The 15651-nt window shown below is 71.7% G+C and carries 13 protein-coding genes and 3 pseudogenes; 8 read left to right on the top strand and 8 right to left on the bottom strand.

What is annotated here, in order from left to right:
• The first annotated feature begins 18 nt into the window (after window positions 1–18).
• The 3 genes and pseudogenes from ABIE67_RS12685 (at window position 19) to ABIE67_RS12675 (ending at window position 2073) form a co-directional block, all read left to right on the top strand.
• On the top strand, window positions 19–879 hold the full coding sequence (locus ABIE67_RS12685) for a helix-turn-helix transcriptional regulator (RefSeq protein ID WP_370256562.1): 861 nt from the start codon (window positions 19–21) through the stop codon (window positions 877–879).
• The gene (locus ABIE67_RS12680) at window positions 880–1134 is read left to right on the top strand and encodes a DUF397 domain-containing protein (RefSeq protein WP_030052496.1); all 255 of its coding nucleotides are present in this window, start codon (window positions 880–882) and stop codon (window positions 1132–1134) included.
• A gap of 151 nt (window positions 1135–1285) precedes the next feature.
• Window positions 1286–2073: pseudogene (locus ABIE67_RS12675) on the top strand (SAM-dependent methyltransferase).
• 77 nt (window positions 2074–2150) lie between these two features.
• On the opposite strand, the gene ABIE67_RS12670 reads toward ABIE67_RS12675, so the two are convergent.
• Both ABIE67_RS12670 and ABIE67_RS12665 read right to left on the bottom strand, forming a co-directional pair.
• On the bottom strand, window positions 2151–3584 hold the full coding sequence (locus tag ABIE67_RS12670; RefSeq protein WP_370256561.1) for a PEP/pyruvate-binding domain-containing protein: 1434 nt from the start codon (window positions 3582–3584) through the stop codon (window positions 2151–2153).
• Between the two features lie 302 nt (window positions 3585–3886).
• A complete protein-coding gene (locus tag ABIE67_RS12665; protein WP_370256560.1) occupies window positions 3887–5359 on the bottom strand; it encodes a PLP-dependent aminotransferase family protein in 1473 nt (490 codons plus the stop codon).
• A gap of 47 nt (window positions 5360–5406) precedes the next feature.
• Between ABIE67_RS12665 and ABIE67_RS12660 the strand changes: the two genes are divergently transcribed.
• Entirely contained in the window at window positions 5407–5952 is a 546-nt protein-coding gene (locus tag ABIE67_RS12660) for a carboxymuconolactone decarboxylase family protein (protein ID WP_370256559.1), read from the top strand.
• Window positions 5953–6092: 140 nt separating this feature from the next.
• Here ABIE67_RS12660 and ABIE67_RS12655 read toward each other — a convergent pair.
• The 3 genes and pseudogenes from ABIE67_RS12655 to ABIE67_RS12645 all read right to left on the bottom strand — a co-directional run bounded on the left by ABIE67_RS12655 (window position 6093) and on the right by ABIE67_RS12645 (window position 9089).
• Window positions 6093–7581: pseudogene (locus ABIE67_RS12655) on the bottom strand (glutamate synthase subunit beta).
• Between the two features lie 155 nt (window positions 7582–7736).
• On the bottom strand, window positions 7737–8216 hold the full coding sequence (locus ABIE67_RS12650) for a DUF1772 domain-containing protein (protein ID WP_370256558.1): 480 nt from the start codon (window positions 8214–8216) through the stop codon (window positions 7737–7739).
• A 177-nt stretch (window positions 8217–8393) separates the two neighbouring features.
• Entirely contained in the window at window positions 8394–9089 is a 696-nt protein-coding gene (locus ABIE67_RS12645; RefSeq protein ID WP_370256557.1) for a DUF2293 domain-containing protein, read from the bottom strand.
• 183 nt (window positions 9090–9272) lie between these two features.
• Here ABIE67_RS12645 and ABIE67_RS12640 point away from each other — a divergent pair, with 183 nt between their 5' ends.
• The 3 genes from ABIE67_RS12640 (at window position 9273) to ABIE67_RS12630 (ending at window position 11075) form a co-directional block, all read left to right on the top strand.
• The gene (locus ABIE67_RS12640; RefSeq protein WP_370268505.1) at window positions 9273–9914 is read left to right on the top strand and encodes a uridine kinase; all 642 of its coding nucleotides are present in this window, start codon (window positions 9273–9275) and stop codon (window positions 9912–9914) included.
• 194 nt (window positions 9915–10108) lie between these two features.
• Complete coding sequence (locus ABIE67_RS12635; RefSeq protein ID WP_370256556.1) at window positions 10109–10375, top strand: TIGR03618 family F420-dependent PPOX class oxidoreductase; 267 nt, start codon at window positions 10109–10111, stop codon at window positions 10373–10375.
• Between the two features lie 262 nt (window positions 10376–10637).
• Window positions 10638–11075, top strand: coding sequence for a CBS domain-containing protein (locus tag ABIE67_RS12630; RefSeq protein ID WP_370256555.1), 438 nt, complete (start codon window positions 10638–10640; stop codon window positions 11073–11075).
• A 99-nt stretch (window positions 11076–11174) separates the two neighbouring features.
• Here the strand turns inward: ABIE67_RS12630 and corA are convergent, their stop codons facing one another.
• Window positions 11175–12302 (bottom strand): magnesium/cobalt transporter CorA, encoded by a 1128-nt coding sequence (gene corA, locus ABIE67_RS12625; RefSeq protein ID WP_370256553.1) that lies wholly within the window; start codon window positions 12300–12302, stop codon window positions 11175–11177.
• Window positions 12303–12656: 354 nt separating this feature from the next.
• Between corA and ABIE67_RS12620 the strand changes: the two are divergent.
• A pseudogene (locus ABIE67_RS12620) lies at window positions 12657–13445 on the top strand (methyltransferase); the annotation flags it as partial.
• Window positions 13446–13645: 200 nt separating this feature from the next.
• Here the strand turns inward: ABIE67_RS12620 and ABIE67_RS12615 are convergent.
• Both ABIE67_RS12615 and ABIE67_RS12610 read right to left on the bottom strand, forming a co-directional pair.
• Window positions 13646–14581 carry a carbohydrate kinase family protein gene (locus ABIE67_RS12615; RefSeq protein ID WP_370268501.1) on the bottom strand — a complete coding sequence of 312 codons (936 nt, stop codon included), beginning with the start codon at window positions 14579–14581 and terminating at the stop codon, window positions 13646–13648.
• 65 nt (window positions 14582–14646) lie between these two features.
• A complete protein-coding gene (locus tag ABIE67_RS12610) occupies window positions 14647–15555 on the bottom strand; it encodes a pseudouridine-5'-phosphate glycosidase (protein WP_370256552.1) in 909 nt (302 codons plus the stop codon).
• Between the last annotated feature and the right edge of the window lie 96 nt (window positions 15556–15651).

Genomic DNA, 15651 nt, shown 5'->3' with positions numbered 1-15651 from the left:
ATTTCGTGGAGGTGGAGCGTGAGCGAGCCGCGGTCCGCGCCTACGGTCGGTCAGGTCGTCCTGGGCCGGCGCCTGCTCGACCTGCGCGAGCGTGCCGGGCTCAAGCGCGAGGAGGCCGCCCGCGTCCTGCGCGTCGCCCCCGCCACGGTCCGCCGTATGGAGATGGCCGAGGTCGGGCTCAAGATCCCGTACCTCCAGCTCCTTCTGAAGGCCTACGGTATCTCCGACGACGAGGCCGCCGCCTTCGTGCAGCTGGCCGAGGAGGCCAACAAGCCCGGCTGGTGGCAGCGCTTCCACGACATCCTGCCCGGCTGGTTCTCGATGTACGTCAGCCTGGAGGGTGCCGCCGGCCTCATCCGGTCGTACGAGCCCCACTTCGTGCCCGGGCTGCTGCAGACCGAGGACTACGCGCGCGGAGTGCTGCGGTCGGGCGCCATCGGCCAGACCAGCCCGGACGACATCGAGCGCCATGTCGCCCTGCGTATGCAACGCCAGCAACTGCTCACCCGTGAGGACGCGCCCCGGCTGTGGGTCGTGATGGACGAGACCGTGCTGCGCCGCCAGGTCGGCGGCCCGGAGGTGATGCGTGCCCAGATCGACCGGCTCCTCGAGGCCACGAAGCTGCCCAACGTGACGCTGCAGGTGGCGCCCTTCGCGAACGGGCCGCACCCCGGCACGTACGGGCCCTTCGTGCTGTTCCGATTTGCCATGTCAGAACTGCCGGACATGGTCTACAGCGAGTACCTGACCGGCGCCGTCTATCTCGACGCGCGCACCGAGGTGGCGACCCACCTGGAGGTCATGGACCGCATGGCGGCGCAGGCCGCTACGGCACATCGCACGAAGGGGATCCTCCGGGATCTCCGCAAGGAGCTGTGAATGGATCGCATCAAGCCGCGCATACACGTCTACAACGGCATGCCCGCGCGGGACTTGGGCAGCGAAGGCTGGCACAAGCCGTGGAGCGGCGGCAACGGAGGGAACTGCCTGGAGGCGATGAAGCTCGCCGACGGCCGGATCGCCGTCCGTCAGTCGACCGACCCGGACGGTCCGGCGCTGATCTACACCTCGGACGAGATGACGGCGTTCATCGAGGGCGCCAAGGCGGGAGAGGCGGACTTCCTCCTCTCCTGAGCCGCACGATTGCTCGATCGCTCTGCTGCTCCGCCGGCCGCCCGCTCGAACGCTTGAACCGCTTGAGTTCTTGAGTCACTTGCCTGCCACGCGCTCAACTCCCTCTCCTTGGTGCTTGGTTGATAATTCACTGTGTCTTACGGAGTGCCTCATGACCCAGATCGACACCAGCAAGCCGCATCCCGCGCGGATGTACGACTGGTATCTCGGCGGCAAGGACAACTACCCCGTCGACGAGGCCATGGGGCAGCAGTGCTCGCCCTCGACCCGCGCGTCCCGGTGATGGCGCGGGTCAACCGTGCGTTCATGCACCGCGCCACCCGGTGGCTCGCCAAGAACGGCGTACGCCAGTTCCTGGACATCGGCACCGGAATCCCGACCGAGCCGAACCTCCACCAGATCGCCCAGGGAATCGCCCCCGACTCACGCGTCGTCTACTGCGACAACGACCCCGTCGTGCTGGCCCACGCGGTGGCCCTGCTGCGCGGCACGGAGGAAGGCGGGACCGAGTATCTGCAGGCCGACGTACGCAGTCCCGACGCGATCGTCGAAGGCGCCAGGAAGGTCCTGGACTTCGACCGGCCGGTGGCGCTCTCCCTCGTAGCGCTGCTGCACTTCGTCTCGGACGCCGACGCCGCGCACGAACTGGTCCGCCGCCTGCTGTCCGAGCTCCCCTCGGGCAGCTACCTGGTGGTGACCCACGCGACCGCCGACTTCACCCCCGAGGAGTCGAAGGCGGCGACCGAGAAGCTCAAGGCGGCCGCCATCACGCTGGCCCTGCGCTCCCGCGAGGAGTTCACCCGCTTCTTCGACGGCCTCGAACTCGTCGAGCCCGGCGTCGAGGTGCCGCACCTTTGGCATCCCGAACTGGGGGAGCCGGTGCCCGGCCAGGACGACGGGGTCATTCCCGGGTACGGGGCGGTGGGCCGTAAGCCGTAGCTCTACGGCTGTATAGCTCTGTGCGCTGTGCGCTGTGCTCTACGGCTGTATAGCTCTGTGCTCTACGCGGCCGGGCCTCACAGGTACGACATCATGCGCCGCGGAGCGTCCACCAGGCGGCTGATGAACACCACCGGCAGCGGGGGCTGCTCCGCCTTGGCCGGGGTCAAGAGGAGGGCGCCCGCGAGGGCCTCCTGGGCATGCAGGGAGACCAGGGCCCGGCGGGTCCAGCGGAGCTCCGCGGCCAGAATGGGGGCGGAGAGGCCGGCGGGCGACGGGATCTCGGCGAGGTGGCGGTCCACATCGGCGGTGAGGTCGGTCGCCAGTCCGGGCAGGGCGGAGGCGAGGCGGCCCACCCGCCAGGCCGCGCTGAGCCGGCGCGCTCCGGGCGCCGGGTTGAGCAGCGCGAGCCACCGGTGCCGGGGTGGGACGGTGCCGAGGAGACGCAGGTCGGCGGCCGCACGCCCGCCCACCGTGGTGACCACCGGCGCCGACTTGAGCAGTCGGCGGGGCGCGCTGCCCCCGATGTCGAGCGCGGCGGCGAGGCCCCGGGCCATCGGCGCCACCCACAGGTCCTCCTCCAGTGGTGCCAGTTGCTCCGGCAGTGTCTCCGCCACCGGTCCGGGCCCGAGCAGCCGCGCCCCGCGCGCCGGCCGCGCCGCCATCGCGGTGATCGGCCGGCTCTGGAACAGCCACAGCCGCCCGTCCTCGTCGAACCCGAACTCGACATCCTGCGGCCCGCCGAACACCCGCCTGATCTGCCGCGCGAGCCGCGCCAGCCGGAACAACTCGGCGCGCGTGAGAAGCGAGCGGCCCTCCGTGAGCGAGCGGCCCTCCATGAGTGAGCCGCGGTCCGCGGCCCCGGTCCGCAGGAGACGGCCGTGCCCGCTCAGCCAGTAGTCGGTGCCGGCCTGCGCGCCGCTGACCAGGCTGTCCGGTCCGCCGCGCACCGCGCTGACCAGGATCCGGTCGGCCCGCCCCGCCACCGGGTCGGCACCGAACATCACGCCGCCGACCCGTACCGTCAGCATGGGCTGCACCAGCACCGCCATCGGCGCAGTGGACCCGTCGGGCCGGTGCGCCGAATCGAGGACGGTCTCGACGGCCGTACGGAAGTCCCGCCAGCCGCGTACGTCGAGCACCGAGGCGAACTGGCCCGCCAGGGACGACTCCGCCGTGTCCTCCTGCGGTGAGGACGACCGTACGACGAGCGGCCGGGCGCGGCCTTCGGAGAGTTCGTCCCAGGCGCGCCGCAGGGCGACCGTGTCGCCGCCGGCGCGGTGCGGGATCACGAACCTGGGCAGCACGGGCAGTCCGGCGCGGGCCGCGCGGGCGAGGTTCGCGGCCTTGGACCCCATCGACGGGAGGAGTGCGGTGGCGGGCCGGTCCAGCGGGACGACGGCCGGGCCGTATGCCTCGACCTCGCCGAGGGCGACGTGGCCGTGCTGCTCGCCCCGGTGCTCTTCCCCGTCGCGCGCACCTTCTCCGTGACGTTCATCGAGCGTCGTCATGAACACCCTCCAGGACCGACCGTCAACAGGGGGGATGCGCTGGGGTGGCCCTGCGCCTGACGACGGAACGAAGGATGGGGGCGAGCCGCTACCGGCCCCGGTCCGGGTGCGACGACAGCACGCCTCCTGCTCCGATGATCCCACTCCTGTTCGCATCCATGTAGACCGGAAGCCACTTTTCGGACATGTGGGAGAACAAATCAGAATGCAGCAGTATGCCGGGAGAGGCGACGCGAGGTGGCAGAGGCAGCAGAGGGGGCAGAGGGGGGGGAGAGGAGGCAGAGGAGGCAGAGGCGCGCCACTCACCCACCCGGCGGCGGCAGCACGCCGCACAGCGCCTCCAGAGCCGCCCCGTACGCATGTTCCGAGGGCGTCGCGTAGCCGACGACGATGCCGTCGCGGACCGGCATGTCCGGCTCCGTCGCCTCCGGGTGCCGGAACTCGGCGAGGCCGTCCAGGGCGATGCCCTGCCAGGTGGCCGCCTTGACCGTGGACCGCTCGGTGCCGGGCGGCAACCGCAGCACGGCGTGGAGTCCGGCGGCGACCCCGGTGACCTCGATGTGCGGCGCGTGCGCGGCGAGGGCGGCCACGAGACGGTCGCGACGGCTCCGGTACCGCTGCCGCATCCGCCGCACATGACGGTCGTACGCCCCAGAGACGATGAAGTCGGCGAGGCACAGCTGATCGAGGACGCTCGCCCATGCCTCGCGCTCGCCCTTGGCCGCGAGTACGTCGTCGACGTACCGCTCCGGCAGCACCATCCAGCCGAGCCGCACGGCCGGCGACAGACTCTTGCTGACCGAGCCGATGAAGATCACCCGCTCCGGATCGAGGCCCTGGACGGCGCCGACGGGCTTGCGGTCGTAGCGGAACTCGCCGTCGTAGTCGTCCTCCAGAATCACGCCCCCACGCGCGCGTGCCCAGTCGAGCACGGCGGCGCGGCGCTCCGGATGCAGCGGGCCGCCGGTCGGGAACTGGTGCGCCGGCGTGAGCAGTACGGCCCGCTCGCGTCCCAGCCGGTCGCCGCGGACGCCGTCCTCGTCGAGGGGAAGCGGCACGGTCCGTACGCCCGCGGCGGCGAGCAGTTCCCGATGGAAGCCCAGCCCGTACGCCTCCACGGCCAGGGGCCCGCGCAGCACGGCGCCGCCTCCGCCTCTGTCCTGGTTGAAGAGCAGCCGCAGGGCGTGTGCGAAGCCGGAGCAGATCACGATCCTGCCCGGCTCGGTGCGCACGCCACGCGCGCGTGCCAGGTACTCGGTGAGCGCTTCCCGCAGTTCCACGCGACCGGCGGGATCACCGGGCCCGAAGACCTCGTTCGGCGCCTGCTGGAGGGCCCGTCGATAGGAGGCCAGCCAGGCCGCACGCGGGAACGCCGACGCGTCCGGCGTGCCCTGCCGCAGGTCGTGCCGACGTCCACGCGCGCGTGGCGGCATCTGGGCTGTCCTACGAGGCGTCCGCTCGGCGCGGCGCAGGGGCTGGGCGCGCTCGGCCACCCTCGTCCCCGAGCCCTGGCGGGCAGTGAGCCAGCCCTCGGCGACCAGCTCCGCGTACGCGTCGGCCACGGTGTTGCGGGCGACCCCGAGGTCGGCGGCGAGCGAGCGGTACGGCGGCAGCCGGGTGCCGGGCGCGAGCCGCCCCTCGCGCACCGCGTCGCGCAGCGCACGGGTCAACGCGGCCCGGCGCCCGCCCGGCCCGGACGCCCCCGACGGTTCGGAGAGATCCAGATGCAGGTCGGCACCGATCCGCTCCGCGGAATTGACCCACGATTCAGCCATGGAAATGCACCCTACAACCGGTCTTTCCGGCCCGTAGGTTGATGCACATGACGACGAACACGATCGACACCAAGCCCACCGAGTCCACCGCCCAGTTCACCGCCCAGTCCACCACCGAGGCCATCAACGAGGCCGAGACCGCCCGCACCCGCCTCGACCTCGCGAAGTCCGCCCCCAAGGTCTTCCGCGCCATCGTCGGCTTCGACGCCGCCGCCCGCGAGGGCCTGGACCCGGCGCTCGTCGAGCTGATCCAGATCCGCGCCTCGCACCTCAACCACTGCGCCTACTGCCTCCACATGCACACCAACGACGCCCGCAAGGCCGGCGAGAGCGAGGACCGGCTGCACATGGTCGCCGTCTGGCGTGAGGCCCGGCACTTCTTCACCGAGAAGGAACAGGCGGCCCTCGCACTGACGGAGGCGGTGACCCTGGTGTCCGACGGCGGCGTCCCCGACGAGGTCTACGCCCAGGCCGCGGCCCACTTCGACGACCAGGAGCTGGCCCACGTCCTGTCCCTGATCCTCACGATCAACACCTGGAACAGGGTGGCGTTGGCGACCGGCAAGGTGGCGGGGACGGACGAGCGGCGATAGCTGGGACGGACGAGCGGCAATAGCGGGGACGGACGAGCGGCGATAGGGGAGGGGCCGGGGCCCTGCGGCGTCGGGCCCGCCGTGACCACCGGCCGCGTGACCGGCTGCCGTGACCACCCGACGCCGTGACCACCTGCCCGTCAGACGGTCATGGGCCGGTCATACGGCGAGATCGGCGCCGGCAACCGCGAACTTCCCGTCAGATAACCGTCGACGGCCGCCGCCACCGCCCGCCCCTCGGCGATCGCCCACACGATCAGTGACTGCCCCCGGGCGGCATCCCCGGCGGCGAACACGCCAGGGACGTTCGTGGCGAACCCGGCATCGCGCGTGATCGTGCCGCGCGGCTCCATCTCCAGCCCCAGCTGATCGATCAGTCCGTCCCCCCGGTCGGGCCCGGAGAAGCCGAGGGCCAGCAGTACCAGGTCGGCCGGCAGCTCCCTCTCGGTGCCCGGCAGCGGGCGGCGCCGCGCGTCCACCTCGGTCAGGTGCAGCGACCGTACGTGCCCGTCGGCGTCGCCCGTGAAACGGAGCGTGGACGCCGCGAACAGCCGCGCGTCCGCGTCCGCCGCGGGTGCCGTCTCCAGCTCGCCCGCCTCCTCGTGCGCGGCCGACAAACGGTAGATCTTCGGGTACGTCGGCCAGGGCTCGGTGTCCTCGTCCCGCTCGGCGCCCGGCTGGGCGTAGATGTCCAGCTGGGTCACGGAGGCCGCGCCCTCCCGGACGGCGGTGCCCAGACAGTCGGCCCCCGTGTCCCCGCCGCCGACGATGACGACATGCTTCCCGGCGGCGGACATGGGCGACGTCTCCAGGTCCCCCGCACATACCCGGTTGGCCAGCGGAAGGTACTCCATCGCCTGCTGGACGCCGTCCAACTCACGCCCGGAAACGGGCAGTTCACGCCAGGCAGTAGCCCCGGTGGTGATCACGATCGCGTCGTGGCGCGAGCGCAGCTCCGCGGCCCCCGACGTCCCGCCCGACCACCGTCGACGTACGGAACTTGGTCCCCTCGGCCCGCATCTGCTCGATCCGCCGCTCCAGATGGTGCTTCTCCATCTTGAACTCGGGGATGCCGTACCGCATCAGCCCGCCGATCCGGTCGTCCTTCTCGTACACGGCGACCGTGTGCCCCGCCCGCGTCAGCTGCTGCGCGGCGGCGAGCCCCGTGGGCCCCGAGCCGATCACCGCGACCGTCCGCCCGGACAGCCGGTCCGGCGGGCGCGGCGGCGCGAAGCCGTCCTCCCACGCCCGGTCCGCGATGGCACACTCGACGTTCTTGATGGTGACGGCGGGCTGATTGATCGCCAGCACGCACCCCGCCTCGCACGGCGCCGGGCACAACCGCCCCGTGAACTCGGGGAAGTTGTTCGTCGCGTGCAACCGGTCGGCGGCCGCCCGCCAGTCCTCCCGCGACACCAGGTCGTTCCACTCGGGGATCAGATTGCCCAGCGGACAGGCGTCGTGGCAGAACGGTATGCCGCAGTCCATACAGCGGTCGGCCTGCTTGCTGATGATGGGCAGCAGCGCCCCGGGGACGTACACCTCGTCCCAGTCCCCGACCCGCTCCTCGACGGGCCGGCGCGGCCAGTCCTGGCGGGGGGTGGTCATGAAACCCTTGGGATCGGCCATGGCCGTCTTCCTCGCGTGCGCGTGTGACGTGCTGGAGCCGTGCGTCAGCGGGCGGCACTCTTCCGGCCACGATACGTCCCACCGGCCACCCGCGCAGAGTGGCGGACAGCGCTTTGGGACAGCGCTTTCCCGGGGCTCGTCCCATGAGGGACGGGTCAGCTGAGGGCCAGCACATACGACACCGTCGCGGCGGCCGAGGCGACCGTGCGGACGTGGTTCCACACCGTCCACTCGCGCACGTACGCCGGCCAGTAGGCGGCCGCCTCCCGGGTGCCCGGGTCCAGCTCGGCCAGCGCCTCGTTGCGGGGCACGTTCGCCACCATGGTCACCCCGAACGAGCCGAACAGATACAGCGCGCTGCCCAGCAGCAGCTCCACCGTGCCCTCGTCCGGCCAGAGCACGAACGTCACCACGGCGATCACCGCGCACAGCACCGCCGACCCGATGAACACCAGCATGAACGCCGGCATCAGCGCGGTCACATTGATCGCCTTCATCGCGGCGACGCCCTGTGCGGGCGGCAGCGCGGCGAGCCCGCGCATCACGAAGGTCGAGAAGGCGCAGAAGACCCCGGCGACAAGGCCGGTCCCGACCACACCGATCACGACCAGTACGAAGTACGGCCCATCGATCATGTCAACGTCAACTCCCGCATCCCGCCGAGCCCCTGCCCGGCCCCCATCCGTCACTACAAGTCAAATCCTGAACGAGAACGGTGAACATGGCCGATGGACGCGAGCGCATACGCGAACGTCCAGCACAGCCGAAGGGCGCCCGGACCGGACGTCCCTCGGCGACCGTTCGGGCCGCTGTCAGCCGGCCTCCGACACCTCCGCCCGCCACGCCCGCAACGTCGTCTCCACCGCTGCCGCGATCCGCCGCCGAGCCTCGTGCCGCGGCACACCGCTCATCAGCAGCTGGTCATACGGCGTGTCCATGTGCCGTACGGACGCCACGACCGCCGATATCACCGCTCCCTCGCCCAACGCCCGCCCCGCCGCACTCCGCCCCACCCGTCCGCTGCCCCGCACCGAGGCATGCGCGGCGATGTCCCCCGCCCGGTCCGCCGGACACCCCGGGAACAGCCGACGTATCTCCGCCGCGAACGCCTCCGCGAACCGCACGTCCTCCCGCGCCCGCCGCCGGGCGTCCCGCACCCGGCGCCGCCGCCGGGCCTCCGCGTCCGCCAGGCACCGCTGCTCCGCCCGGGTCAGCCCCGGCTCCTCCACGAGGACGCCCTGCCGCTCGTAACGGCCCCGGCGCCGGTTGAACCGCACGACCACCGCCGACAGCCCGCTCTCCTCCCGCGACCGACGCGTCAACGCCGTGTCGCCGCGCGGCAGGAACACCAGATGCCCGAGGTCGACACAGTCGAGACACCGTGGCGCGCCCTCCTCCAGCACGACCATCTGCAACGGTCCCGCATGGCACTCCGCGCAGTGCCGCCGCCTGAGGGGCTGAATGACGAGAAGGCCGTTACGGGGCGGGGGAGTTGCGAGAGGTGCCATAGGGGGTTCATTCCCCTCCGCACGGGCCCGGGGAACTACCCCGCAGAGACCGGGACGCTGTCTGACCAGGCCCGGGACAGGGAGTGCCGCCCCGCCCCGGCGGCCGCACTCCGCACGCCTCCCGGCCGTCGCGGACCCTCCCGCCCCCGGCGGCCGACGCCCCCGACTGCGCCCTGTCGCATGATGGGCCGTGTGCGACTCGAAGCGATCACCTGGGAACGGCTCGGCGACCTGCTGGCGGAGCGAGTGCTCGACCTGAAGCCGTCCGACGGCAGCCCCTGGCCCCGCGTCGCCTTCGACGGCGCCCCGGCTGCCCGCCCGGGAGACCTCGCGGAGCGGGTCGCGGAGGCACTGCGCATACGCGGCCGTCCCTCGCTCCTCGTCGGCACCCAGGGCTTCCTGCGCCCGGCCTCGGTCCGCCTGGAGTACGGCCACCAGGATGTGGAGGCCTACTACGACGGCTGGGTCGACACCGGCGCCCTGTGGCGCGAGGTCTTCGGCCCCCTCGAACCCGACGGTGACGGTCGCGTCCTGCCGGACCTGTGGGACCCGGTCAGCGACCGAGCCACCCGCAGCCCCTACGTCCCACTCCCGCCCGGCGGCGTCCTGTTGCTCCATGGCCCCCTCCTGTTGCGTCACTGGTTCCCCTTCGACCTGACCGTCCACGTCCTCCTCTCACCCGGTGCGTTGCGCCGCCGCACTCCCGAGTCCGAGCACTGGACCCTCCCCGCCTTCGAGCGCTACGACCACGAAACCGACCCGGCCGCTACGGCGGAGGTCCTGGTACGCGCCGACGACCCACGACACCCGGCATGGAGCGGGTGATCCGGCAAACCCCTTTTGTATGCGCGTGCATTTAATTACTCTGGCGCCATGACGACCTCCCCCGATGACCCGATCTCCTTCGACGACTCCGTCCGCTCCCTGCTCGACGGCAGGAACTTCGCCAGCGTGGCCACCCTCGGCCCCGACGGCGCCCCACAGAACTCGGTGGTCTGGATCAAACGCGAGGCGACACCGTGCTCTTCTCCTCCGTCGACGCGCGGCAGAAGGTGCGCAACCTCCGCCGGGACCCCCGCATCAGCGTCTCGGTCTACGACCTCGCCAACCCCTACACCTCCGTCGAGATCCGCGGCACCGCCGAGATCGTCCCCGACGAGGCCAAGCGGTTGCCGTTCGAGCTCTCGCACAAGTACCTCGGTATCGACCCGCCGGCCGAGAAGGACGACGAGACCCGAGTGATCATCCGCGTCGTCCCTCGGAAGATCGTGGGCTTCTCGGCCTGATCGCCGCCCGCTGGGGGTGGCGGGTACGCCGGTGGCCGATGGTCGGCCGCCGCCACGCCCTCAGCTGTGGCCGGTAGCCGGTAGCCGGTAGCCGGTAGCCGGTGGCGGGTGGCTCGTGGCCGGTCGCCCTCACGCCCGTGGCTGGTGGCCGTGACCGCTCGGTTCCGGGTGCGTCGGCCGGGTGGCGCGGCGAGAATGAAGGGCGCCGGGACTAGCGGTGTGTCCCGCACCGCGCCGGCCGTCCGGCACCGGGAGGTACTTCATGACCACTGCCGGAGACATCATGCACCGTGGTGCCCAGTGGATCCCCGCCCACGAGACCCTGGACCGCGCCGCTCAGCTGATGCGTGAACTGGGCGTCGGAGCCCTGCCCATCAGCGACGAGAACGAGCGGCTCTGCGGCATCCTCACCGACCGCGACATCGTCATCGGCTGCGTGGCCGTGGGCCGCGACCCGAGCAGGGTCACCGCCGGCGAGATGGCCCAGGGCACCCCGCGCTGGATCGACGCGAACGCCGACATCAGTGACGTGCTCCGGGAGATGAAGGAGCACCAGATCCGCCGGCTCCCCGTGATCGAGAACAAGCGCCTGGTCGGCATGATCAGTGAGGCCGATCTGGCCCTGAACCTGAGGGAGAACGAGATCGGCCAGTGGGCCGAGAGCGTCTACGCCAGGACCGGGGCGCCGACGACGCACTGACCCGGCGACGGGTCCCACCGCTCACTCCTTCCACTCCTCCTGCCGTCCTCGTCCGGCCCACCATGCCGGGCGGGGGCGCACCTCGGTCCGCGGGCCGCGTCAGAGCCATCCGTTGCGTCGGAAGCCGCGGTACAGCACCACACACGCGACGGATATCACGCCCAGGACCAACGGATATCCGAACGTCCAGCGCAGCTCCGGCATGTGCTTGAAGTTCATCCCGTACACCCCGCACACCATCGTCGGCACGGCGATGATCGCCGCCCAGGCCGTGATCTTCCGCATGTCCTCGTTCTGCGAGACGGTGACCTGTGCCAGGTGCGCCTGCAGGATCGAGTTCAGCAACTCGTCGAAGGCGAATATCTGCTCCTTGGCCCGCAGCAGATGGTCCGAGACATCGCGGAAGTAGGCCTGTATCTCCGGCTCGACGACCCGGATGGGCAGCGAGGCCAGCTCCTCGAGTGGACGGCTCAGCGGAACCACGGCCCGCTTCAGCTCCAGCAGTTCCCGCTTGAGCTGGTAGATCCGCCCCGGGTCGGCCCGCGCGCCGTTCTCCGTGAACACGTCCGTCTCGACCTCGTCTATGTCCTCCTGCAGCGAGTCGATGACGTTCAGATAGTCGTCGACGACGTGGTCCGCGATCGCGTGCAGCACCGCCGCAGGTCCCTTGGAGAGTTGCTCGGGGTTCGACTCCAGCTCCTCGCGCAACGGGCCCAGCGAGCCGTGCCGCCCGTGCCGGACCGTGATCACGAAGTCGTGGCCGACGAACACCATGATCTCGCCGGTGTTCACGACCTCACTCGTCGCCGTGAGTTCCTCGTGCTCGACGTAGCAGACGGTCTTGAACACCGCGAACAGCGTCTCGTCGTAGCGCTCCAGCTTCGGCCGCTGATGTGCTTCGACCGCGTCCTCGACCGCCAGCGGATGCAGCGCGAACAACTCGGCGATACCCGCGAACTCCTGGTCCGTCGGCTCATGGAGGCCGAGCCAGACGAACCCGGCACCGCGTTTGCGTACCCGCTGCACCACGTCGACCAGATCACCGGTCTCCGGGACCCGCACGCCGTCCCGGTAGGTCACGCAGTTCACCACCGAGGATCCCAGCGGGGACCGGGCGGGATGGCTGAGGTCGACGCGGGGGCGCCGTCGAGCCAGCCGTGCCACCTTGCGTAGGCCGCCGACCCTGCCGAGGCCCGTGACCTTTCGCAGATTCCCTGCCATGGACATCTGGATCTCCTTGCGTGGATCTCCCCTTGACGCGCCGCTCGCATCCGGGGGCTTCAGCCCCTTCGGTTCGCTCGCCGCGCCTCGCTTTCCGTGCCGTGGCCCGCCAGTTTGCCAGGTGGGCGTGAGAGGCGGGTAAGCCTGTGGGAGCAGGAGGTTCCGCTTGGTTCCCGCCTGTGGATGACGAGGCTGTGATCGCGTCGCGGTGCCGAGCAGGTCGGTCGTACGAGCGCGTCGTGGTGCCGAGCAGGCCGTCCGTACGAGGTGCGGCCGAGCGGGGCGGCCGTACGAGTTTCAGGGCCGCCCCGCCGAGCGTCGCCCCCTCCGGACAAGGCGGGCAACTGGGAAGATCGCATCATGACGCGAACCCACGGCTATCTCCTCGACAACCGGCAGGCCGAGGCGGGCGAGCGCTTCGACGCCTTCGCCACCCTCTTCGACCCCACGACGTTCCGGCACTTCGAACGCTTCGGCATCGGACCCGGCTGGCGCTGCTGGGAGGTGGGCGCCGGCGGCACCTCGGTGGTGTCCTGGCTGGCCAAGAAGGTCGGCCCGACGGGACGGGTCGTCGCGACCGACATCGACACCTCACTGCTCACCCCGGCCGCCCGCCACCCGGTCGAGGTCCGCGTCCACGACGTGGCCGCGGACGAGCCGCCGGGGGAGGGATTCGACCTGGTGCACGCCCGCCTCGTGCTCGTACATGTGCCGGACCGCGAACGGGCGTTGCGGTCGATGATCGAGGCCCTGCGCCCCGGCGGCCGGCTCCTCATCGAGGACGCCGACCCCGCTCTGCAGCCCCTGCTCTGCCCCGACGAGCACGGCCCCGAACAGCAGCTCGCGAATCGCCTGCGCCACGGCTTCCGGAAACTGCTCGCCGACCGTGGCGCCGACCTCTCCTACGGCCGCGGACTCCCGCGTCTGCTCCGTGAGGCAGGTCTGCGCCGGGTTGAGGCCGACGCGTACTTCCCGCTGGCCTCGCCCGCCTGCGACGCACTGGAGTCCGCCACCGTCCGCCACATCCGCGAGCAGCTCGTCGCCGAGGGCATCGCCACCGACCAGGAGATCGACCGCCACCTTGCCAACGTCGCCGCCGGCGGCATGGACCTGGCCACCGCTCCGATGATCTCGGCATGGGGCCGCAAGGCGCCGGAGGAGCCGGAAGTGCCGGAGCAGTTGAAGGAGCCGGACGAGCGGGAGGAGCTGGAGGAGCCGGAGGAGGACGCTAGCTGACGTCGGATCAGCTGACGTCAGCGTCACGCCTCCGTGTCGTCCACGGTCCGGAGCTGTCCGCGGTCCGGAGCCGTCCGCGGTCCGGAACTGTCCGCGGTCCGGAACTGTCGTCATCACTCCCGTGCGGGCGGCCTTCCACCCACCCGCTCCACCGCCAGCGCACCTGCCCGGCACCCCTCCCGCGCCGCGTCCTCGGGCCGGGCGCCCGTGAGCAGGGCCGCGAGAAAGGCGCCGCTGAAGGCGTCACCCGCCCCGGTCGTGTCCTTCGGTGCCGTCGGCACGGCGGGGACGTGGGCGCTCACCGTGCCCGACCGGGCCACCAGTGCACCGTCCGCGCCCTGCTTGGCGACCACCAGCGGGACATGGCGGCTCAACTTGGCCGCCGCGTCCGCCGCGTCGGGCAACCCCGTCAGCAGACACGCCTCGTCACGGCTCGGCAGCAGGACCTCCAAGCCCTCCACCAGCGCCAGGAAACGGTCCACGCCCAGCTCCACCAGAAAGCCCGCCGACGCCGGATCCAGGCTCACCGGCACTCCACGCGCGCGTGCGGACGCGAGAGCTCTCGCCACCAGGGCCCGGCTCGGCTCGGAGAACAGCAGGTAGCCCGACAGGTGCAGCCATACGACGCCGTCCAGCAACGCGTCCGACCAGTCGCCGGGGTCGAGCCGCAGGGACGCCCCACTGTCGGTGAGGAACGTCCGCTCGGCGGCGGCACCCGTGTCGACCAGGCAGATCACCGTCCCGGTCGGCGCCTGAGGATCGACGACGAGCAGGGGCTGTACTCCGCTCGCGGTCAGCTCCCGCTCGTGCCACAGGGCAGCGTCCGTTCCCACGCGCCCCAGCAGCCGCACTTCCGCGGCGCCCCAACGCGCCGCCCAGCAGGCCACATTGGCGCCCGCCCCACCCGGCACCGTCCGGATGGCCGCCGCCGTGTCCGTACCCGAGGCGAGCGGCCCCAGGTGGCGCGCGATGACGTCCGTGACCACGTCCCCGACGACCAGCAGCGCGCCGTCGCGCCCGGCGGCCGAGGCGGGCCCGGCAGCCGGGATGGGTCCGGCCGTCGGGGCGAGCCCGTTCCTGTCCGTGCCGCGCCCTGTCCCGTCCTCCGGGCCCGTCACGCCCCGGCCCAGGCCGCCGCGATCTGCCCCGCCAGCCGTACGTTGCCGCGCACCGCCGCGAGGTTGGCGCTCAGCGAGGCACCGTCCGTGTGCCGTACCAGGTAGTCCAGCAGGAACGGGGTGACCGCCTGACCGGTGATGCCCTGCTCCTCGCACGCGTGCAGCGCGTCGGCGAGCACACGCGCGTGGAGTTCGGGATCCAGCTGCTCCGCCTCCGGCACCGGATTGGCGACGATCAGCGCCGACTCGGGCCCGTCGAGCGCGTCCTGGGCGCGCATCACCTCGGCCGCCTCCTCCGGCGACCGAAGCGTCCACTCCACCGGGTGCCCGGAGTCGGACAGGTAGAAGCCGGGGAAGCGTTCCGTGCGGTAACCGGCGACGGCGACGCCCAGCGTCTCCAGCCGCTGCAGGGTGGCCGGCACATCCAGGATCGACTTCACGCCGGCGCAGACCACCGTGATCCGCGTACGCGCCAGCAGCCCCAGGTCGGCCGACTCGTCCTGCGTCACCGTCCACTCCCGGTGCACACCGCCGAGCCCGCCCGTCGCGAACACCCTCACGCCCCCGAGGCCCGCCAGCAGAGCCGTCGCCGACACCGTGGTCGCCCCGCTCGCCCCGGAGGCCACCGCGAGCGGCAGATCCCGGTGCCCCAGCTTGCGGATGCCGTCCTCGTTCGCGATCCGCTCCAGCTGCTCCTTGTCCAGTCCGACATGGGGCCGCCCGTCCAGCACGGCGATCGTCGCCGGAACGGCGCCCTCCTGCCGTACGGCATCCTCCAGCTCCAGTGCCACCTGCAGATTGCGCGGGCGCGGCAACCCGTGCGCGATGATCGTGGACTCCAGGGCCACCACGGGTCGACGCGCGTCGATCGCCTCCCGCACCTCTTCCGACACCACCAGCACCACGCGCCTGCCTCCTGTCGCTCGGTCTTCCCTCATCTCTGGCGGGCGACGCACCGGGTCAAACCCTTGCGGCCTGTGGGAGAGGACACCAGCCTTGAA

The organism is Streptomyces sp. V4I8, from assembly GCF_041261225.1.
Lineage (GTDB): Bacteria > Actinomycetota > Actinomycetes > Streptomycetales > Streptomycetaceae > Streptomyces.
The sequence above is the reverse complement of the archived record's forward strand: the minus strand, read 5'-3'. Positions and strand labels throughout refer to the sequence as shown.